The sequence below is a fragment of the Verrucosispora sp. WMMC514 genome, assembly GCF_027497295.1.
Classification (GTDB): domain Bacteria; phylum Actinomycetota; class Actinomycetes; order Mycobacteriales; family Micromonosporaceae; genus Micromonospora; species Micromonospora palythoicola.
The window spans coordinates 5,887,064-5,906,959 of record NZ_CP114906.1; the positions used below are offsets into that span (position 1 = coordinate 5,887,064).

At 72.7% G+C, this 19,896-nt stretch carries 11 protein-coding genes; 6 read left to right on the forward strand and 5 right to left on the reverse strand.

Annotated features, from left to right (window positions below; translation table 11 throughout):
- Positions 1-23: 23 nt before the first annotated feature.
- On the forward strand, positions 24-6,623 hold the full coding sequence (locus tag O7597_RS27310; RefSeq protein WP_281581120.1) for a non-ribosomal peptide synthetase: 6,600 nt from the start codon (positions 24-26) through the stop codon (positions 6,621-6,623).
- Between the two features lie 68 nt (positions 6,624-6,691).
- Positions 6,692-10,729, forward strand: a complete 4,038-nt coding sequence (locus O7597_RS27315) for a non-ribosomal peptide synthetase (RefSeq protein ID WP_281581121.1) — start codon at positions 6,692-6,694, stop codon at positions 10,727-10,729.
- Positions 10,730-10,803: 74 nt separating this feature from the next.
- Here O7597_RS27315 and O7597_RS27320 read toward each other — a convergent pair whose 3' ends face one another.
- Together O7597_RS27320 and O7597_RS27325 are read right to left on the reverse strand one after the other, a co-directional pair.
- The gene (locus O7597_RS27320; RefSeq protein ID WP_281581122.1) at positions 10,804-12,363 is read right to left on the reverse strand and encodes an MFS transporter; all 1,560 of its coding nucleotides are present in this window, start codon (positions 12,361-12,363) and stop codon (positions 10,804-10,806) included.
- Between the two features lie 76 nt (positions 12,364-12,439).
- The gene (locus tag O7597_RS27325) at positions 12,440-14,269 is read right to left on the reverse strand and encodes an MFS transporter (RefSeq protein ID WP_281581123.1); all 1,830 of its coding nucleotides are present in this window, start codon (positions 14,267-14,269) and stop codon (positions 12,440-12,442) included.
- Positions 14,270-14,995: 726 nt separating this feature from the next.
- Here O7597_RS27325 and O7597_RS27330 point away from each other — a divergent pair.
- Positions 14,996-15,514, forward strand: coding sequence for a MarR family transcriptional regulator (locus O7597_RS27330; protein ID WP_269741551.1), 519 nt, complete (start codon positions 14,996-14,998; stop codon positions 15,512-15,514).
- A 50-nt stretch (positions 15,515-15,564) separates the two neighbouring features.
- Here O7597_RS27330 and O7597_RS27335 read toward each other — a convergent pair whose 3' ends face one another.
- From O7597_RS27335 to O7597_RS27345, 3 genes are all read right to left on the reverse strand, one after another.
- Complete coding sequence (locus O7597_RS27335; RefSeq protein WP_281581124.1) at positions 15,565-16,239, reverse strand: STAS domain-containing protein; 675 nt, start codon at positions 16,237-16,239, stop codon at positions 15,565-15,567.
- Positions 16,240-16,322: 83 nt separating this feature from the next.
- Positions 16,323-16,592, reverse strand: a complete 270-nt coding sequence (locus O7597_RS27340; protein ID WP_164446898.1) for a GlsB/YeaQ/YmgE family stress response membrane protein — start codon at positions 16,590-16,592, stop codon at positions 16,323-16,325.
- A gap of 43 nt (positions 16,593-16,635) precedes the next feature.
- Positions 16,636-17,085 carry an STAS domain-containing protein gene (locus O7597_RS27345; protein ID WP_269741553.1) on the reverse strand — a complete coding sequence of 150 codons (450 nt, stop codon included), beginning with the start codon at positions 17,083-17,085 and terminating at the stop codon, positions 16,636-16,638.
- A 153-nt stretch (positions 17,086-17,238) separates the two neighbouring features.
- Between O7597_RS27345 and O7597_RS27350 the strand changes: the two genes are divergently transcribed.
- Genes O7597_RS27350 through O7597_RS27360 form a run of 3 tightly spaced genes read left to right on the forward strand, consistent with a single transcriptional unit; the run spans position 17,239 to position 19,873 of the window.
- Positions 17,239-17,928: a response regulator transcription factor gene (locus tag O7597_RS27350; RefSeq protein ID WP_269741554.1), complete on the forward strand. Its 690-nt coding sequence runs from the start codon at positions 17,239-17,241 to the stop codon at positions 17,926-17,928.
- A complete protein-coding gene (locus O7597_RS27355; RefSeq protein ID WP_281581125.1) occupies positions 17,925-19,280 on the forward strand; it encodes a HAMP domain-containing sensor histidine kinase in 1,356 nt (451 codons plus the stop codon). Before O7597_RS27350 ends, O7597_RS27355 begins: the two co-directional genes overlap by 4 nt.
- Positions 19,277-19,873, forward strand: coding sequence for a GerMN domain-containing protein (locus O7597_RS27360; protein WP_281581126.1), 597 nt, complete (start codon positions 19,277-19,279; stop codon positions 19,871-19,873). Before O7597_RS27355 ends, O7597_RS27360 begins: the two co-directional genes overlap by 4 nt.
- Positions 19,874-19,896: the final 23 nt, after the last annotated feature.

Genomic DNA, 19,896 nt, shown 5'->3' on the forward strand with positions numbered 1-19,896 from the left:
CGCAGTCCGTGCCGAGGAGCGAGATGAACCAGCACGCCCAACGCCTCTCCACTCTGACCGCCGAGCAGCGCGCCCTGTTGCTGAAGCAGGTCGGTGCGCAGTTGACCGAACGCCAACGCCCGTCGACCCGGATCCCCCGCCGGGTCGGGGACGCGGACCGGGCGCCCGTGTCCTACCTGCAGGAACAGCTGTGGTTCCTCGACCAGTTGGTGCCGGGACAGTCCACGTACAACGTGCCGTCGGTGTTCCGGTTGCAGGGACCGCTGGACCTGACGGCCCTGCGCCGCGCGCTGGCCGACATCGTCGATCGGCACGAGGCGCTGCGGACCACCATCCGGGCCGAGAACGGCGAACCGTACCAGCACATCGCCAAGCCGGGGGACCAGCCGCACCACCTGGTGGTGGACGACCTCAGCGACGTCGCGGACCCGGCGGTGCGGCTGGCGGAGGCGCAGCGGCGGGTGCAGGAGGAGATCCGGCGACCGTTCGACCTGGCGGAGGGGCCGCTGTTCCGCTCGCTGCTGGTCCGCCTCGACGACGCCGACCACCTGCTCGCCGTCACCATGCACCACATCGCCTCCGACGGCTGGTCGCAGGCGGTGCTCACCAACGAGCTGTCCGAGCTGTACGCGGCCCACCACACCGGCCGCCCGCCGGCGCTGGCACCGCTGCCCGTGCAGTACGGCGACTACGCGGCCTGGCAGCGCAACCAGCTCAGCGACGAGGTCTTCACCGACCAGCTCGACCACTGGCAGCAGCGGCTGAGCGGGTTGCCCACCCTGGAACTGCCCACCGACCGGCCGCGACCGGCCACGATGTCGTACCGCAGCGCCGCGGTGTCCCGCACCCTCGACGGGGACCTGCTGCACCGGCTGCGTCAGCTCTCCGCCCGCAACAACGCCACCCTGTTCATGACGCTGATGACGGCGTACCAGGCGGTGCTGGCCCGCTACAGCGGACAGGACGAGATCGTCGTCGGCACCACCACCACCGGCCGGGAGCCGGCGGAGCTGGAGCCCCTCATCGGCTACTTCGTCAACATGGTGGTGCTGCGGACCGAGGTCGCCGACGACCCGACCTTCGGCGAACTGCTGACCCGGGTACGCGGCGTGGTGCTGGAGGCGTGGAAACACCAGCAGGTGCCGTTCGAGAAGGTCGTCGAGCGGATCCAGCCGGTCCGTGACCCCTCGCGGAACCCGCTGTTCCAGGTGGGTCTGCAACTGCTGGGCAGCGCCACCCAGAGCACCGAGCCGAACCTGCCCGGGCTCACCGTCACCTCGCTGGACGCCAACCCGGGCGGGCACCCGTTCGACCTGTCGATCACCTGCACCGAGAGCCCCGACCAGCTGCGGCTGGTCGCCGACTACTCGGTCGACCTGTTCGACGAGCCGCGGATGGCGCGGCTGCTGCGGCATCTCGAACGGGTGTTGCGGACCGCCGTCGAGGCCCCCGACACCCCGCTGTCGGCGCTGCCGCTGCTCGACGAGGAGGAGCGGACGCTGCTGCTGCACACCTGGCAGGGACCGCGGGGGGAGCGCGCCCGCGAACCGGTGCACGTGCAGATCGCGCGGCTGGCCGCCGAACGACCCGACCTGGTGGCGGCCACCCTGCACGGTGCCGAGCTGACCTACGGCGAGCTGGATCGCCGCGCCCGGGTGCTGGCGCACCGCTTCCGGGCGCTCGGCGTGGGCCGGGACGACATCGTCGCGTTGCTGCTGGAACGAGGCTTCGACCTGATCGTCGGCATGGTCGCCGCGCAGCAGGCCGGCGGCGCGTTCGTGGTGATGGACCCGGGCCACCCGGTACGCCGCATCGAGTTCATCCTCGAAGACACCGCGGCCAAGGCGGTGGTCACCCGCAGCGCGCTGGCCGACCGGCTGCCCGAGGGCGCCGCCGCCACGCCGGTGCTGGTCGACACGGAGTGGGACGAGCTGTCGGCGGCGGCCGCCGGTGCTGCGCCGCTCGACGAGCTGGCCGACGAGAACTCGCTGGCCTACGTGCTCTACACCTCGGGGTCGACCGGCAAACCCAAGGGCGTGATGATCGAGCATCACGCACTGAACACGTTCCTGCTCTGGCTCGGCAACATCTTCGACTTCGGCCCCGGCGACCGGTTGCTGCAACACATGGCGCCCATCTTCGACTTCGCCGAGGGTGAGATCTTCACCGCGCTGACCCGTGGCGTGACGATGGTCTTCGTACCGGAGGAACACCGCACCGACCCGGACGTGATCGGGCAGCTGCTGGTCTCGGAGAAAATCACCTACATCGGCGGACCGCCGGCCATCCTGGGCCGCATCCCGCCGGGCAGCTACCCCGACCTCAAGTACATGATCGCCGGCGGTGAGGCGGTCACAGGTGATCTCATCAACCGCTGGAACACCCCGGGCCGCCGGTTCATCAACGGGTACGGACCGACCGAGGCCGCCGTCGGCTGCATCTTCTACGAGTGCGAGCACCGCACCTGGATCGGCCAACCGCCGATCGGGCGGGCCATGCCCAACCGGGTGGCCTACGTGCTGGACCGGTGGAACAACCTGCAACCGGTGGGGGTGCCCGGTGAGGTGGTCACCGGCGGTGAGGGCCTCGCCCGGGGCTACCTCAACCGGCCGGAGTTGACCGCCGAGAAGTTCATCGACGACCCGTACCGTCCCGGTGAGCGGATGTACCGCACCGGCGACCTGGGCGTGTGGACCGAGGACGGGCAGATCCAGTTCCTCGGCCGCATCGACACCCAGGTCAAGCTCAACGGGCTGCGCATCGAGCTGGAGGAGATCGAGTCGACGCTCACCGCGCATCCCGGCGTCGCCGAGGCGGCGGTGGCGCTGCGCGAGGACAGCCCCGGCAGCAAGCGGCTGGTCGGCTACGTGGTCCCGGCCGGCGCGGCGGCACCACCGACCGAGGAACTGCGCGAGCACCTGCTCGCCGATCTGCCGCCGTACATGGTGCCGCACGTCTTCGTGGCCCTGGACGTGCTGCCGCTGACCAGCGTCGGCAAGGTGGACCGCAACCGGCTCCCGGTGCCCGAGGAGACCGGGTCGGCCGAGGTGGAGCTGGTCGCGCCGCGCACCCCGGAGGAGGAGCGGGTCGCTGAGATCTTCGCCGCGGTGCTCGGTGTCGAGCGGGTCGGTGCCGACGCGAACTTCTTCGAGCTGGGCGGCAATTCGCTGATGGCGGCCCGGGTGCTGTCCCGGATCGCCGAACTCGGCGGGGCCAGCGCGACCATGCGGGACTTCTACACCAAGCCGCGGGTCAGCGAGATCGCGCAGCTGCTCGCCGGCACGCCGTCGGCCACCGACACCGCGACCCCCACCGACGCGGCAGCGGTGACCGACCAGACCCGGGCCCGGTTGGAGCAGGAGATCGCCGACCTGGAACAGCGGCTCCGGGCCGCGCGGGCGGCCCTCGCCGGGCAGGACGGTCCGGCGTCCGGCGGGCACGAGGGACAGCGGCTGCCGCTGTCACCGACCCAGGAGCAGCTCTGGTTCCTCGAACAGCTCGCACCCGGCCAGCCCACCTACCACATCCCGGTGCCGGTACGCCTCACCGGACCGCTCGACGTCGACCTGCTCGGTCGGGCGCTGACCGCCGTGGTGGCCCGCCACGAGGCGCTGCGCACCACGTTCGGCACCGAGGACGACACCCCGTACCAACTGGTGTCACCCGTCGGTGAGGTGCCGCTGCCGGTGCACGAGCTGGACGCGACGGCAGCCGACGACCGGGAGCAGGCGCTGCGCGTCGAGCTGGAGCGCGACGCCACCGAACCGTTCGACCTGGGTCGCGACCTGATGCTGCGGGCCCGGCTGATCCGCCTCGACGGCCAGGAGCACGTGCTCAGCATGGTGTTGCACCACATCTGCGCCGACGGCTGGTCGGCCGGGCTGCTGGTGCGTGATCTCGCCGAGCTGTACGACGCGTTGCGGCACGACCGGCAGCCGCAGCTGCCCGCCCTGCGGTTGCAGTACGCCGACCACGCGCTGGCGCAGCGCCGGCAGCTCGACGCCGGTGACCTGGAGCCGCAGCTGGCGTACTGGGCTGGGCAGCTGGCGGACGCGCCCACCCTGGACCTGCCCACCGACCGGCCCCGCCCGGCCACGGCCAGCAACCGCGGCGCCCTGCTGGTGCGCCGGATGCCCGCCGACGTGCTGGAGGGCCTGCGCCGGGTGGCCCAGCAGGAGCAGGCCAGCACGTACGCGGTGCTGCTCGCCGGCTTCAAGACGGTGCTGATGCGCTACACCGGCGTCGACGACGTGGTGGTCGGCACCGCCGGTGCCGGTCGCGGCCGTCCGGAGCTGGAGGACCTGGTCGGCTTCTTCGTCAACATGCTGGCCCTGCGTACCGACCTCTCCGGCGACCCGAGCTTCGGCGAGGCGGTCCGCCGCACCATGGGCACCCTGCTGGCCGCCTGGGACCACCAGGACGCGCCGTTCGAGCGGGTCGTCGGGCGGCTCGGTCGACGCCGCGACGCCAGCCGCAACCCGGTCTTCCAGGTCTCCATCGACCTGCTCAGCGGCGACCTGGTGGATTTCCGGTTCCCCGGGCTGGCCGCCGAGTTCCTCGACGTCGATCCCGGCGTCTCCCGCTTCGACATGGCGATCAACGCGTACGAGGAGACCGACGGCATCACCTTCCGGATCGAGTACGCCACCGATCTGTTCGACACCGCCCGGATCGAGGCGATGTTCGGCCACCTGGAGCGCGTTCTGCGGGCCGCCGTGGCGGCGCCGGAGACCCCGTTGTCGGCCCTGCCACTGCTCGACGACACCGAGCGGACCGAACTGCTGGCGCTGGCTCAGGGGGAGCGACGAGCCCACCGGCCGGCGACCCTGCCGGAGCTGTTCGCGGCGAGCGTGGCCCGCACCCCGCAGGCCACCGCGGTCATCGCCGCCGAGGGCACGCTGAGCTACGCCGAACTCGACGAGCGCAGCCGTCGGCTCGCCGCGCGGCTGCGTGCCGCCGGGGTGGGCACCGGGGAGGTCGTGCCGGTGCTGCTGGAGCGCAGCCTCGCGGAGGTGGTGAGCGTGCTGGCCGTGCTGCGGGCCGGTGCCGCGTACGCGCCGATGGACCCGGCCGCGCCGCCGAGCCGGCTGGCCTTCCAGGTACGCGACACCGGCGCCCGGGTGGTGGTCGGCGACCCGGCGCGGCTCGGCACCCTGACCGGGGTTACCGTCGTGGACCCGGCGGCAGAGCTGCCGGACGCGGCCGACGAGCCGTGGCTGGCCGAGCTGACCCCCGAGTCGCTGGCGTACGTGCTGTACACCTCCGGTTCCACCGGCGAGCCGAAGGGTGTGCTCATCGAGCACGGCATGGTCGCCGGCTACCTGGAGTGGATGGTGCCGGACTTCGGCATCGAGCCACGGTCCCGGATGATGCACTGCTGTGCGCCGGTGTTCGACCTGGCCGTCGGTGAACTGTTCGGTGCCCTCACCGCCGGTGCGGCCGTGGTGGTGGCCGGTCACGACGACGTGCACCGACCGGGCGCGCTGACCGGGCTGGCCCGCGAGACCGGCGCGACGCACATCTTCACCACCCCCACGGTGCTGGGTCTGCTCGATCCCGCCCAACTGCCGCAACTGCGGTCGGTGATGATGGCCGGCGAGCCGGCGCCGCCGTCGCTGGTGGCCGCCTGGCACGTCGACGGCCGGCGGGTGCTCAACCTGTACGGCCCGGCCGAGGCCACGGTGGGCTGCACCTGGTACGAGTGCCCGGCCGGCGGCGCACCCGCGGCGACCGTACCGATCGGTCGTCCGATGCCGAACCGGCGGGTGTACGTCGTCGACGACAGCGGCGACCTGGCGCCGGTCGGTGTGCCCGGTGAGCTGGTCGTCGCCGGCAACGGGGTGGCGCGTGGCTATCTCGACCGACCCGAGCTGACCGCCTCGGCGTTCGGTGCCGACGAGCGGGCCGGGGAGGGACGGGCCTATCGCACCGGTGACCTGGCCCGGTGGGACCGGGACGGCCAGTTGGAGTTCCTCGGCCGCCGCGACGGGCAGGTCAAGCTGCGTGGCCTGCGGGTCGAGCTGGGCGAGGTCGAGCACGCCCTGCGCACGTCGGCCGGCGTGTCCGGGGCCGCCGCGGCGGTGCACGGCACGGGCGCCGAGGCGGTCCTGGTCGGATACGTGGTCGGCGAGTTGTCGGACGACGACGCGGAGGCCCTGCGGGCGACGCTCGCCGGGAAGCTGCCCGGGTACATGGTGCCCAACGTGGTGCTGCGCCTGCCGCAGCTGCCGCTGACCCGCACCGGCAAGGTGGACCGCAAGCGGTTGCCCGCGCCCGAGTCCGGTGCCGGGCAGGCGGCGTACGTGCCGCCGGGCACCGACGACGAGCGGCTCATCGCCGGGGTCTTCGCCGACCTGCTCGGTCTGGAACGGGCCGGCCGCGAGGACGAGTTCTTCCTCAGCGGCGGCAACTCGCTGCAGGCGATCCGGGCGGTGGGCCGGCTCAACGACGCACTCGGTGTGCCGCTGACCGTGCGGGACTTCTACGCGGCACCGACCGTCGCGGCCCTGGCCGAGCTGGCCGGACGCCGACGGGCCGCCGAGCAGGCGGCGCAGTGGCAACTGCTCGACGAGATCGAGCAGCTCAGCGACGACGAGGTGGAACGGCTGCTGGCGGCGGACTGATCGCCGGTCGCGTCCGCGGGCCCCGCCGCCGTGCGCGGCGGGGCCGGCGGTGTCCTGAAAGGAGTGAGATGTCCGACGAGACCTTCGACGGCAGGGTAGCCCGACTGGACGAGCGCCGGCGGCTGCTGCTGGAACGGATGCGGCAACAGCGCCGGCAGCCACCGGCGACGATCGGTGCCCGCCCGGCCGGCGACGAGCGGGTGCCGCTGTCGCGGGCCCAGGAACAGTTGTGGTTCCTCGCCCAGCTCGCGCCGGCCGAGCCGACGTACAACCTGGTGCAGGCCTCGTACCTGACCGGCGAGGTGGACCCCGCCGCGCTGCGGCGGGCGTTGGACGGCGTGGTCGCCCGGCACGAGGCGTTGCGGACGGTCGTGGAGAGCGTCGACGGCGTGGCGTACCAGCGGGTGCTGCCGCCGGGTCCGGCCAGCCTGGTCGTCGACGACGTGTCCCGGCTGCCCGAGGAGCAGCGCCGGCCGGCGGCGCTCACCCTGCTCCAGCAGCAGGAGGTGCACCGCCCGTTCGACCTGGCCACCGGCCCGCTGTTCCGGGCCCGGCTGGTCCGGCTCGGTCCCACCGAGCACGCCCTCGCCGTCGCGGCGCACCACATCGTGGTCGACGGCTGGTCGATGGGCCTGATCCTGCGGGAACTGGCCGCCGCGTACGACGCCCACCGGCACGGCACGTCAGCGCGGCTGGACCCGCCCGCCCTGCAGTACCCGGACTTCGCCCGCTGGCAGCATCAGCAACTGGCCACCGCCGAACTGGACAACCACCTCAGGTACTGGGCGCAGCGGCTGGCCGAGCTGCCCACCCTGGAACTGCCGGCCGACCGACCCCGGCCGACCACCGCGTCGTTCCGGGGTGCGCTGCTGGAGCAACCACTGGATCCGCAGCTGCACGCCGGGGTGCAGGCGTTGGCCAAGGAGACCGGCGCGAGTCCGTTCATGGTGCTGGTGGCCGCCTTCGCGGCGATGCTCGCCCGCTACACCGGCACCGACGACCTGGCCGTCGGCACCACCTTCAGCGGGCGCAGTCGACCGGAGCTGGAGAGTGTGGTCGGGTTCTTCGCCAACATGGGGGTGCTGCGACTGGACACCTCGGGCGACCCCAGTTTCGCCACCCTGGTCGACCGGGCCCGGGACACCTGCCTGGGCGCGTGGGAACACCAGGACGCCCCGTTCGAGCGGGTGGTGCAGCGGCTCGCCCCACCCCGCGACCCGGGCCGCAACCCGCTGTTCCAGGTGGCCGTGCAACTGCTGGACGGCTCCACCTGGGGCGGACCGACGCTGCCCGGCACCGACAGCACCCCGGTCGACCTGCGGCTGGACCGGTCCCGCTTCGACATGATGGTCAGCCTCGTCGACCACGGCGACCGGTACTCGGTGCTCACCGAGTACTCCACCGACCTGTTCGACGCACGGCGGGTACGCGCCATGCTCGACCACGTCGCCCGGCTGCTCGACGCGGGTCTGGCCGACCCGGGTACGACGCTGTCGCGGTTGCCGATGCTCGATCCCGCCGAACGCGAGCGGGTCCTGGCCCTCGGCGCGGGCGAACGACGTGAGGTGGCCCCGGCCACCGTCCACCAACTGGTGCGGGCGCAGGCCGAACGCGACCCCGACGCGGTGGCCGTCCGGCACGGCGATCACGAGCTGACCTACCGGGAGCTGCTCGACCTGGCCGCCCGGCGGGCGGCCGGCCTGCGCGCCGCCGGCCTGCGACCCGGCGACCGGGTGCCGGCGCTGCTGGACCGGGGCGTCGACGAGGTGCTGACGCCGCTGGCGATCTGGCACGCCGGTGGGGTGTACGTGCCGCTGGACACCGCCGCCCCACCGAACCGGCTGCGCCGGATCCTGACCAACTGTGCCGCCCGGCTCGTGCTCACCCGCACCGAGCACGCCGCCGGGGTGCCGGACGGCCCGTGGCGGACCCTCCTGCTCGACACCGGCGACCTGGACACCGCCGCCGGGCTCGCCCCGGAACCGTCCACCGGCCCGGACGACCTGGCGTACGTGCTGCACACCTCGGGCACGACGGGTGACCCGAAGGGCGTCCAACTGCCGCACCGGGGTTTCGTCACCTACCTGGACTGGATGCGCGACCAGTGGCGCTGCGGGCCCGGCGACCGGGTGCTGCACGGCTGCGCGCCGGTGTTCGACCTGGCGGCGGGCGAGGTGCTGGCGGCGCTCACCTCCGGTGCCACGGTGGTGGTGATCGGCAAGGACCGGTTGCTCTCGCCGGGCGGACTCGCCGAGGTCCTGGCGGCCGAACGGATCACCCACCTGTTCCTGACCCCGACCACGCTCGGTCTGGTCGAGGGCGACACCGACCGGTTCGACGCGCTGCGGGAGGTGCTGGTCGGTGGCGAGGTCTGCCCCGCCGACCTGGTGGCCCGGTGGGCGCGTCCGGGCCGGCGTCGGTTCGTCAACCTGTACGGCCCGACCGAGGCCACGGTGGGCTGCCTCGCCCATGACTGCACGGACTGGTCGGCAGCCACCCCACCGCCGATCGGCGTGACGATGCCGAACCGCCGCACCTACCTGGTCGACCGCTGGGACAACCCGGTCCCGGTCGGGGTGCCGGGGGAGATCCTGATCGGCGGCGCGGCGTTGAGCACCGGCTACCTCAACGACGACGAGCTGACTCGACGCCGGTTCACGGTGGATCCGTTCGATCCGCAGGGGCGGGTCTACCGCACCGGCGATCGTGGCCACTGGGACGCGCAGGGCCGGCTGCACTTCGGTGGCCGGCTGGACGGCCAGGTGAAGTTGCGCGGCCTGCGCGTCGAACTCGACGAGATCGAGGCACTGCTGAGCCGGCACCCAGGGGTGGCCCGCGCCGCCGTCACCGTGGTCCGCGACGGCAACGGGGTGCAGCGGCTCGTCGGGTACGTGGTGGACGCCGCCGAGCCGGCCGCCGACGCCGCCCTGCGCACGCACCTGAGCACGGAGCTGCCCGCCCACCTGGTGCCCGGCCGGTTCGTCCGACTGCCCGCCCTGCCGTTGACCACCAGCGGCAAGGTAAACCGGCGGGCGCTGCCGGCACCGGAGGCGGCGGACACCGACGACACCGGCGCGGCCCCCACCACCGGGGCCGAGCGCCAGGTCGCGGAGATCTTCGCGGAGGTGCTGGGGGTGGCCCGGGTGGGCGCGGAGACGTCCTTCTTCGACCTCGGCGGGCACTCGTTGCAGGCGGCGCACGTGCTGGCCCGCATCGCCGGACGGATCGGCACGTCGGTGTCGCTCAAGCAGTTCTACGCCACTCCGACCGTCCGGGCGGTCGCCCGGTTCGTCGAGCACGGGCCGGTGGTCGACGCCTCGCCACTGGTCACGCTCAAGGCCACCGGTTCGCGGCCCCGGCTCTACTGCCCGCACGCGGTCTCCGGCTCGCCGTACTGGTACCTCCCGCTGAGCCGGGCGTTGCACCCGGAGCAGCCGGTGGACGGCTTCGAGGCGCCGGGACTGGAGGGCGGCATCGACCCGGTCGACGACCTGGTGACGCTCGCCGGGCGGTACGTCGGCGCGCTGCGCGAGCGGCAGCCGCACGGGCCGTACCTGCTCGCCGGCTGGTCGATGGGCGGCTTCCTCTGCTTCGAGATGGCCCGGCAGCTCGCCGCCGCCGGTGCCGCACCCGACCTCGTGGTGATGATCGACTCCAATGAACCCGGCCCGTTGCCGCTGCCGAGCGAGCGCCAGGTGATGGAGACCTTCGTCGCCGACCTGGCCGGGCTCTCCGCGGCACCGGCACCGCCGCTGGACGCCGAGGTGGTCGACGCGGCAGACCCGATCGCGGCGCTCACCGGTTTCCTCGTCCGGCACGGACTGATCCCGTCGGACGTGCGGGCCGACTTCGTCGCCAACCGGTACGCGGTGTTCCGCGCCAACATGCGGGCCATCTACGGCTACCAACCCGCACCGTACGCCGGTCGGACGGTGCTGGTGCAGGCGGAGCGGGAGGCCAGCCGCGCGGCGTGGCGCCGGTGGAGTCCGGCGATGGAGGTGGTGACGCTGCCCGGCGACCACTACTCGATGTGGTCCGCGCAGCACCTGCCCGCGCTGGCAGCTCTCATCGACGACCAGGTGGCCCGGGTGCTCGACCTCGGCTGACCGGCACCGGGGCCCGCCCAGACCAACGGCTGGGCGGGCCCCGGACGAGCATCGTCACCGGCGGCGGCCCCCGGTCACCTCGGCGCGGAACGCGCTCCGGTCGGCGTAGACGCCTCCTCGACCGGGCCCGCTGCCGGTTCGACCTCGACCTCACCGGGGGGAGCGTTGCCCGGCGCCGCCACGGCCTCGACCTGCTCGGCGGCGTCGCCGCTCGGCGCCGTCTCGGTCGACACCCGGGTGGACAGCCGCCAGGTCCGGTAGGCCAGCAGGAATCCGAGGATCAGCAGACCGGCGTCGACCCAGAGGCTGCGGCTCAACCCCAGCGCGGAACGGCTCGGGTCGTTCTCGGCGGTCGCCAGGTAGACGCCGCCGACGACGACCACGCTCACCACGCTGGCCAGCAGCGTTCCGGTCGAGACCAGGGCCGACAGGGCGGCGGCGTAGCGGGGGCCCACGGTCGCGGCCGTCTGCTCCACGAGCGTGCTGAAACCGGCCGCCATCCCCGCGCCGGCGAGCAGCAGCAGCGCCGACACCACCGCGATCGGCCAGCCGCCGGCCACCACGACCGCGAGTGCGGCCAGGGCCAGGGCGAACACCAGCAGGCCGGCGACCGGTAGCGGGCGGTGGAAACGTTTCGGCAGCCGCGTCCAGGTGAGGCTGACGGCCGCGAAACCCACGGGGTACGGGATGAACATCAACCCGGCCTGCAACGGTGTGTAGCCCAGCCCGTTCTGCACGTGCAGGGTGAGCGGAAACAGCACCCCGGCGAAGGCGAAGTTGAGGATGCAGCAGGCCAGCAGTCCCGACTTGACTCCTCGCGGTCGCAACGCGTCGATCTCCAGCACGGGTTGTCCGCCCCGGGCGCCCAGCCGCAGCTCGTACCGGACGAACAGGACGAGCCCGGCCGTGCCGGCGGCGATGCTGGCCAGTGCCCACGCCGGCCAGCCCTGTTCCCGGCCGAAGACCAGCGGTGCGACCACCGCACCCATCGAGACGGCGAGCAGCAGGATGCCGACGATGTCGGGCCGGAACCGCGAGCTGGGCGTGTGCCCGGGCAGGTAACGCGGTGCCGCCGCCAGCAGGGCCAACCCGATCGGCACGTTCACCAGGAACGCGGCTCGCCAGCCGCTGCCCAGTACGTCGGCGCTGACGATCACGCCGCCGGCGATCTGACCGGCGGCCACGCCGAGCGCCAGCACCATCGAGTAGAGCCCGATGGCGCGGGCCCGGGCCGAGCCGGTGAAGACGAGCTGGATCACCGAGAGCACCTGCGGCACCATCATGGCCCCGAACGCCCCCTGCAGCAGGCGGGCGGCCACCAGCGTGCCCGCGGTCGGGGCGATCCCGCAGAGCAGAGAGCTGGCGGTGAAGCCGGCCAGCCCGATCATGAACAGCCGCCGGTGCCCCACGTCGCCGCCGAGGCGCGCGCCGGTGACCACGAGCACCGCGAACATGAGCGTGTATCCGGACAGGATCAGTTGCAGAACGGCGCCGGAGGTGTTCAGGTCATCCTTGATGGTCTTGGTGGCCACGGCGACGATGGAGTTGTCCATCGTCGCCATGATCTGTGCCACCAGGAGGATGAGCAGCACCAGCCGGGCGCCGCGTGGTCGACCTTCGTCCTCAGTGGCCATCGACGTTCCTCGCTCTCGTTGGGTTGCCACGCCCGTTGCCGTGGTAGAGGCTTCCGTGCCGACAGTGGTTGCGCAACTACGTGCGGGTGGGTGTCGCGGCCGTACGGGCATCCCGTGGATCGTCGTCGTCGGAGGCTGCCGGCCGGGTCGCCGGCGCACCGTTGCCGCTCGCCGGCCACGCCACCGACACCGGGCTTTCGGTGTCGGTGGGGCCGGTGGCTGGCGCGGTCCCGGTCCGGTCCACCGGCACGGTGCCGCCGCCGCGACGCGCGAGCGGCCCGACGGAGGCGCCCAGCTCCGGCCCGAACACCAGCAGCAGGCCGGCGGCGGTCAGGCACAGCACACCCAGTGCGACGGCCGGCAGCACGAGCCCGCCGCCGAGGGAGAGGACCAGCAGCATGGTGGACGGTCCGAGGATGCCACCGACCTTCGTGGCCGCGCCGGCGAAGCCGGAGCCGGTGGCCCGCATCGCGGTCGGGTAGATCTCGGCGCTGTACGGCAGCAGCATCGCGTTGACCGCGGAAAGCGACAGCACCAGCAGGCCGATGGAGGCCAGCAGCAGCACCGTCCCGCCGGTGTCGGCGGTCCAGAGGGCCACGCCGCCGAGCCCGAGCGCGGTGATCGCGATGAACAGTGCCAGCGCACGGCGGCCGCTCCAGGCGGCGTAGAGCAGCACGACCAGCGCAAGGGCCGGGGTGGAGTAGAGCGCCGAGTCGGCCAGCAGCCCGCTCGCGACACCACCGGCCAGGCCCGCCTCGCGCAGCTGCGCGGGCAGCATCACCAGGAAGCCGAAGTTCACCAGGCCCCAGACGACCCCGACCACGCCGATCACCGATGTCACGACCGGATACGCCCGCAGCATCGCTCCCACGCCCGGACGCGTCGCGGCGGCGGTGTCGGCGACCGGCGGCGTGGCTCCCAGGTGGGACCCGTAGCGGCGGAGCACCGCCTCCGCCTCGGTACGTCGCCCGGCGCGCAGCAGGTACAGCGGCGACTCGGGGGTCAACGGCGCCATCAGCAACAGCAGCAGACCGGAGGGCAGCCCGATCAGCCAGAGTGCGCGCCAGGTCAGCGCCGGCTCCAGATGCCGTGCCGCCTCGCTGGCCGCCAGGTATCCGCCCAGCCCACCGATCCCGCCGACGGTCACCGCCACCCAGCCGCGGTGCCGGCGTGGGGTCAGCTCGGCGATCAGCGTGAACACCAGGGGCAGCAGGCCACCGGCGGAGGTGCCCATCGCGAAGCACATGACGAGGTTCCACTCGAAGGTGGGCATGGCGCCGCACGCCGAGGTCGCGATGAACAGCAGGGTGGCCAGGAGCAGGGCGGTCCGCCGGCCGTACCGGTCGCCGAGCAGGCCCCAGACGACCGACCCGACCGCGGTGCCGGTGAGGGCCACCAGGGGCAGGATCGAGATCGATTCGAGCGACATGCCGTACTCGTCGCTCATGCCGGGCATGACGAAGCCGAGGGTGAGCGGCTTCATGATGTCGACCACCAGGGCGATGGTGAGCACCGCGCAGGTGATCCAGTACGCCGGTCGCAGCCGGCCGTGCTCGATCGACTCCACGGTGACGCTGACGGAGTCCGGTCGTCGGACCCCCGCGAACAGCGCCCGTCCGGCCACCAGCAGACCGACGAGGAGCAGCAGCATGCCGAGGATCATCGTCGGTGTCCACATGTCCATCGGCTCGCCGGGGCTCATGCCCTCCATGCCCGGCATGCTCTCCATGTCGGGCATGGAGGGCATGTCGGGCTCGGTCGACCCCATCCGGGCGTGGTCGATCATCATCTTCACGTCGGGCAGTTGGAACAGCACGCCGGCCGTCACCAACGCCACGCCGAGCAGGAAGCCGAGCGTGCCGCGGTGTTTGGCGGGTGCTGTGTCGGCAGTGCGGGATTCGGGCATGGATGACCGACCTCCGAGCTGTCCCGAGACGAGAAGAACGTCGGCGAATTGGCGACCACCGAAATCTACAAGGGTGTTTCCCGGGTGACAACCGTCAATCATTTGACTCATTTTGGTCAGTGGTTATGAATTGCTGCCTCCGGGAGGCTCACCCTGTTTGCGACCGTTTTGGTGGGCTCTGATCAGTCAGTCAGCCGGCGAGCGTTGCATGATCGCCCTGCGAGGTGTTAGGCTCACCCTAAGTGATCAACTGGCAGACCTGGTGCCACCCCACTGACCGATAGTCGCCGCCTTCCAGCAGCTCAATGCCGGTGTGGCGAGTCGTTGGTCGCGGGAGACTCGCACCGTGTCGTCGGGTCGCACCAAGCGGTGGCGCTGTCCCCGCCAAGCCGGTACGGTGCAGCGGCCGACCCGACCCCAGCAATTAACCGAGCATATGTTTCGTCAATTGCTGGCAATCTGTCCGTAACGCTCCGGGCCGCACGGAAATGCTAGTCTCGCGAACGGTCCCGCCGCCCGTCGCCTTTAGATCGAGGTCGACCTCGGGCCGGATCGGGCGTGAGCTGCGCCTTTTCCCGAATCGGTGTCCGGCCACCGGTACGCGACCGCGACCCGGTACGCGCTGACCGGCCCGGATCGTTCCCCTTGCTCACCGTCAGCGCTGCGGATGTGCCCCATGTGGACCGGTCGGCCCGATCCCGTCCGTGTTGTGCCAGCATGGAGGACATGACCATCCAGTCCGATCCGATGGCGTCGACGGACGAGGTACGCGGTGAGCCGGCCGACGAGTTCGTCGGCGCCCTCGTCTCGCTGAGCCGGGTCATGGTGGCCGTCGCCATGCGGACGCTGGCGCGCATCGACGCCGATGTGACGCTCCAGCAGTTTCGGACGCTCGTGGTGCTGGTGCCCGGCCCGCAGCGGGTGATCGACCTGGCGAAGCTGCTCGGCGTGCAGTCGTCGACCGCCACCCGGATGTGCGACCGACTGGTCCGCAAGGGGCTGGTGGCCCGGCACGAGCGGGTGGCGGACCGTCGGGCTGCCTGGGTCGGGCTGACCGTCGCCGGCAAGGAACTTGTCGGCCTCGGCATGCGCGCCCGACAGCAGGAACTGGAGCGGATGCTGGCCGACCTGCGCCCCGGTCGCACCGACGGCACCACCGACGCGCTGGTGGCGGTACTGCGCGCCGCCGGTGAGCTCACCGACGGAGCCTGGTGGCGGCAGTGGGCGGACTCGGTGGTGGAGTGAGGGACGCCGACACTGCCGGGTGACCCGGCGCGACGGAGGGCCGGTCGAGGTCAGACGCTGACTCGGCTGGCCGCCCGGCGGCGGGCCGTGGACACCGACGGCACCTCGGCGGCGGGCCGCGGTAGGTCGGACGGTGTCACGTCCACCGGCGAGATACCGACCGGGACGGCGTCCTGCGACGCCGCGATCCGCAATTGATCAAGGGCGGCGTCGAGGCTGTCGAAGATCGGGAAGACCCCGTCGAGCTTCATCGTGTGCAGCACGGTGCGGATGAACCTCGACGGCGCGGCGAGGCAGAGCCGCCCGCCGCGCTCACGTACGTCGCGGTGCGCCCGGACGAGCATGCCCAGCCCGAGCGAGTCGATGACCTGCACGTGGGTCAGGTCCACCACCACCATCCCGGCCACGTCGAACGCGCCGCGCAGCGCGGCCCGCAGCGCGTCGCCGGTGTCCTGGTCTGCGCCGCCGTCGGCAGGCACCACCGCCGCCTCGGTGACGCCCGATCCAGCGCGGTCGCCGTCAGCGAGGGGGCTGCCCGGCGGCAGCGCGCTGCACCGGGGGCAGCGGTGCGGGCCGGTGGCGAACGGTGACCCGCTCCACCCGTGGTCGGAGACCAGCGTCCAGACGACCTCGGCGTCGGGCAGCACGCAGGCGGTGCCGGTGGTGGTGTCACCACAGACGTCGCAGATCAGGGTCATCAGGTTGTCGTCCGGTACGACGGTCATCCTGCTTCCTCTCCGTGCCGCGGCCGGTCGGCCGGGTGCGGGACTCGGGGCGGCGGGTGGGGCACCCTCGCCGTACGGACTCCTCACAGGGAGTCGGAGCGTTCCTTGCCGGTGGTGGCGACCACGATCACCACCGCGACCGCGGCGAGCCCGGCCTGCACGACCAGACCCAGGATGCTGAACCCTTGAACGCCGGCGAGCCAGGCGGTGATGGCGCCGAGCAACGAGGCGACGGCGCCGATGGTCATGGTGAGCCACAGCGGCGCACCCGGGCGGCCGGGCAGGACCAGTCGGCCGAGCGCGCCGACGGCGAGGCCGACGGCGAGGGCCGTGACGATCCCGGCGCTGGTCATGCTGCTCCTCGTACTCGCGGTCAGATGCGTCGGCTGCGGTGTGTCAGGTGCGCACCGTGACGGCGGCGCGGCCGTACGCGGCAGCGCGCGGGACCGTACCCCCCGGTGCCGGTGCCCCGTCGGCCGGCGGGACACCCGGTGCGGCGGTGATCGCCTCGGCGACCGGGGCCGGGGCGGCTCCGGCGTCGGTGTGCACCGGCAGGATCTGGTCCAGCCGGGCGGTCTGCAGGATGCGGGTGATGCGCGGGTTCGGGTTGCGGACGGCCAGCACACCGCCGGCCCGGACCATCCGGCGGTGCACGTCGAGCAGCAGACCGATGGCGGCGGCGTCGATGTGCCGGCAACCCGCCAGGTCGATCACGACCTGACCGGGCCGCAGGGCGAGGAGTTGATCGAGGACCGCGCCGGTCTCCGGCAGGCAGCTCAGATCGAACTCGGTGATGGACACCTCCACCAGCGGCACCGAGCACTCGGGGCGTCGTGGTGCGGTCACGGCCAAGGCCCCCTCTCCTGCGGTCTCCGAGTGGCTCTCACCCTGCCCAGCGGGGTTGGCGGGCACCGCGCGGACGGATGACAGTTGCGTGACAAAACCCCCTGTTGTCGATCGTGGTTGGCCCGGCGGTCAGGGCTTGGGGATGATTCCGATATGACAGCGGTACTGGTGATCGAGGACGACGACCGGATCCGGTTGGCGTTGCTGCTCGCTCTGGAGGACGAGGGCTACGAGGCCCGGGGAGCGGCCACCGCCGAGGAGGGGCTGCGCACGCAGCGCCGGGATCCCGCCGACTACGTCCTGGTCGACCTGATGCTGCCCGGCATCGACGGCTTCGAGGGCATCCGCCAGTTGCGCCGCGACGACGACGTACCGATCGTCGTGGTCAGCGCCCGCGACGACACCCACGACATCGTCGCCGCCCTCGAGGCCGGCGCCGACGACTACGTGGTCAAGCCGGTGGCGATCAAGGAACTGACCGCCCGGCTGCGCGCGCTGCGCCGACGCGGGCGTACGGTGACCGCGTCGGACGGCCCGCAGCCGGTGCCGGTGCTCGCTTTCGGTGACCTGGAGGTGAGCCCCGAGGCGGGGGAGGTGCGCCGCGCCGGTGAGCCGGTCGCGGTCACCCGCACCGAGTTCCGGCTGCTGTGCGAGCTGGCCGAACACGCCGGCCGGGTGCTCTCCCGGCAGCAGCTGCTCAGCCGGGTCTGGGGGTACGACAGCGGCGACGAACGGCTTGTCGACGTGCACGTCGGTCGGCTACGCCAGAAGATCGAAGCCGATCCGGCCAACCCCCGGCACCTGGTGACGCTGCGCGGGCTGGGTTACAAACTGCAACGATGAGACGCCTCGGACTGCGTGCCCGGGTCACCGCCGCGTTCGCGATCGGTGCGTTGCTGTTGTCCGCCTCGATGGCCCTGGTGTCGTACGAGCTGACCCGCCGCACCCTGCTCGACGAGCGCGAACGCACCGTGCTGCGGGCGGCCTACTACGACGCGGCGGTGGTCCGCGCCGGGCTCAACGCCGACAACCCGGACGTCGCGGAGGCGCTGCGGGCGTTGGACACCGGCACCGGACGGCGACCCCTGGTGCTGCTCGACGGCGAGTGGTACGCCCGAAGCGCCGACAACGGGCTCACCACGATCGTTCCGACCCGGCTCCAGGAACTGGTCGCGGCGGGGGAGCCGGCGGTGCAGCGGGTCCGCGTCAACGACACCCCGGTGATGCTGGTCGGCGTGCCGCTGTCCGAGTCGACCGCCTTCTACGAGATCGCCTCGCTGCGGGAACTGGAACAGACCTTCCAGGTGCTGGCGCTGGCGCTCACCGCGGTCGCGATCATGATCGCCGGGTCCGGGGCGGCCCTCGGCTGGTACGCCACCCGGCACGGGCTGCGTCCGCTGACCGCCGTCGCCGACGCGGCCGAGCGGATCGCCGCCGGCGACTTCACCACCCGGCTCGCCCCCGACACCGACCCCGACCTGAACCGTCTCTCCACCTCCTTCAACCGGATGGTCGACGAACTGGCCGGGCGGATCGACCGGGACCGGCGCTTCGCCGCCGACGTCAGTCACGAACTACGGTCGCCGTTGCAGACCCTCGCCGCCGCCGCGAGTGTGCTGTCCCGCCGCCGGGAGAACCAGGACGAGCGGACCGCCACCGCGGCCCGGCTCGTCGCCGACGAGATCGACCGTTTTCAGCAACTGGTGAACGACCTGCTGGACCTGGCCCGTGGTGACCAACCGGTGCACCGGGAGTCGGTGGACCTGCCCGAGCTGGCCCGGCAGGCGTGCCGGGACCGGGATCTGCCGGAGTCGATGGTGCAGCCGGCGGCGGGGACGCCGGCCGAGTGGCGGGTGGACCGTCGCCGGGTCGCCCAGGTGCTGGCCAACCTGCTGGACAACGCCGAGCGGTACGGTGCGGGACCGGTCGCGGTGCGGCTGTCCCACGACGGGGACACGGGCGTGATCGAGGTCGACGACGAGGGCCCGGGAGTGCCGATGGAGGACCGCGAGGCGATCTTCGACCGCTTCGTCCGGGGGCGGGCGGCCAACTACCGGGGTGGCGGTGACGGCACCGGCCTGGGGCTGGCCCTGGTGGCCCAGCACGCCGCCGCGCACGGCGGAGACGCCTCGGTCAGCGACCGCCCGGAGGGCGGTGCCCGGTTCCGGGTCACCCTGCCCGGGAGCCTGTCATGACCCGCCCCGGCATCGTCCAGGCCGCGCGGACGGTCGGGGTCGCGGCACTCGTCACCGTGTTCGCCCTGCTCGGCGCGTGCGGGGTGCCCGCCGAGGATCGACCCCGCGCGGTCACCCCACCGCCGGTGCCCTTCCCGGCGACCGCCTCGGCCGCCCCGACGGCGGCGGAGACCGGTGCGGTGACCGAGGTGCTCTACTTCGCCCGCGACGAACGCCTGGTGCCGGTGATCCGCCGGGCCGACCAGGTGCCCGCGCTCGACGCGCAGCTGCGGGCCCTGCTGGCCGGGCCGACCCCCGCCGAGCGCGACGACGGGCTGACCAGTGCCCTGCCGGGAGCCTTCACCAGCGCGGTGGTCGAGCTGGTCGACGGGTTGGCCCGGGTCACCGTCGGGCTGACAGCGGTGGACACCGGCCGCAGCGACGGCCGGCTGGCGTACGGTCAGATCGTCTGCACCCTCACCGCGCGCACCGATGTCACGGCGGTGCTGTTCCTGGAGGGCGGCACGCCGCTGAGCGTCCCCCGGGCGGACGGCTCGCTGTCGTCGGGACCGCTCACCGCGGCCGACTACGCCGTGTTGATCAATCCTCGTTGACGAGGGCCGGACCACCCGACGCA

What these genes read in the sequence shown, in the direction of transcription:
- O7597_RS27310 (WP_281581120.1), top strand. Translation starts at nt 24, where the DNA reads ATGAACCAGCACGCCCAACGCCTCTCCACTCTGACCGCCGAGCAGCGC.
- O7597_RS27315 (WP_281581121.1), top strand. Translation starts at nt 6,692, where the DNA reads ATGTCCGACGAGACCTTCGACGGCAGGGTAGCCCGACTGGACGAGCGC.
- O7597_RS27320 (WP_281581122.1), bottom strand. Translation starts at nt 12,363, where the DNA reads ATGGCCACTGAGGACGAAGGTCGACCACGCGGCGCCCGGCTGGTGCTG.
- O7597_RS27325 (WP_281581123.1), bottom strand. Translation starts at nt 14,269, where the DNA reads ATGCCCGAATCCCGCACTGCCGACACAGCACCCGCCAAACACCGCGGC.
- O7597_RS27330 (WP_269741551.1), top strand. Translation starts at nt 14,996, where the DNA reads ATGACCATCCAGTCCGATCCGATGGCGTCGACGGACGAGGTACGCGGT.
- O7597_RS27335 (WP_281581124.1), bottom strand. Translation starts at nt 16,239, where the DNA reads ATGACCGTCGTACCGGACGACAACCTGATGACCCTGATCTGCGACGTC.
- O7597_RS27340 (WP_164446898.1), bottom strand. Translation starts at nt 16,592, where the DNA reads ATGACCAGCGCCGGGATCGTCACGGCCCTCGCCGTCGGCCTCGCCGTC.
- O7597_RS27350 (WP_269741554.1), top strand. Translation starts at nt 17,239, where the DNA reads ATGACAGCGGTACTGGTGATCGAGGACGACGACCGGATCCGGTTGGCG.
- O7597_RS27355 (WP_281581125.1), top strand. Translation starts at nt 17,925, where the DNA reads ATGAGACGCCTCGGACTGCGTGCCCGGGTCACCGCCGCGTTCGCGATC.
- O7597_RS27360 (WP_281581126.1), top strand. Translation starts at nt 19,277, where the DNA reads ATGACCCGCCCCGGCATCGTCCAGGCCGCGCGGACGGTCGGGGTCGCG.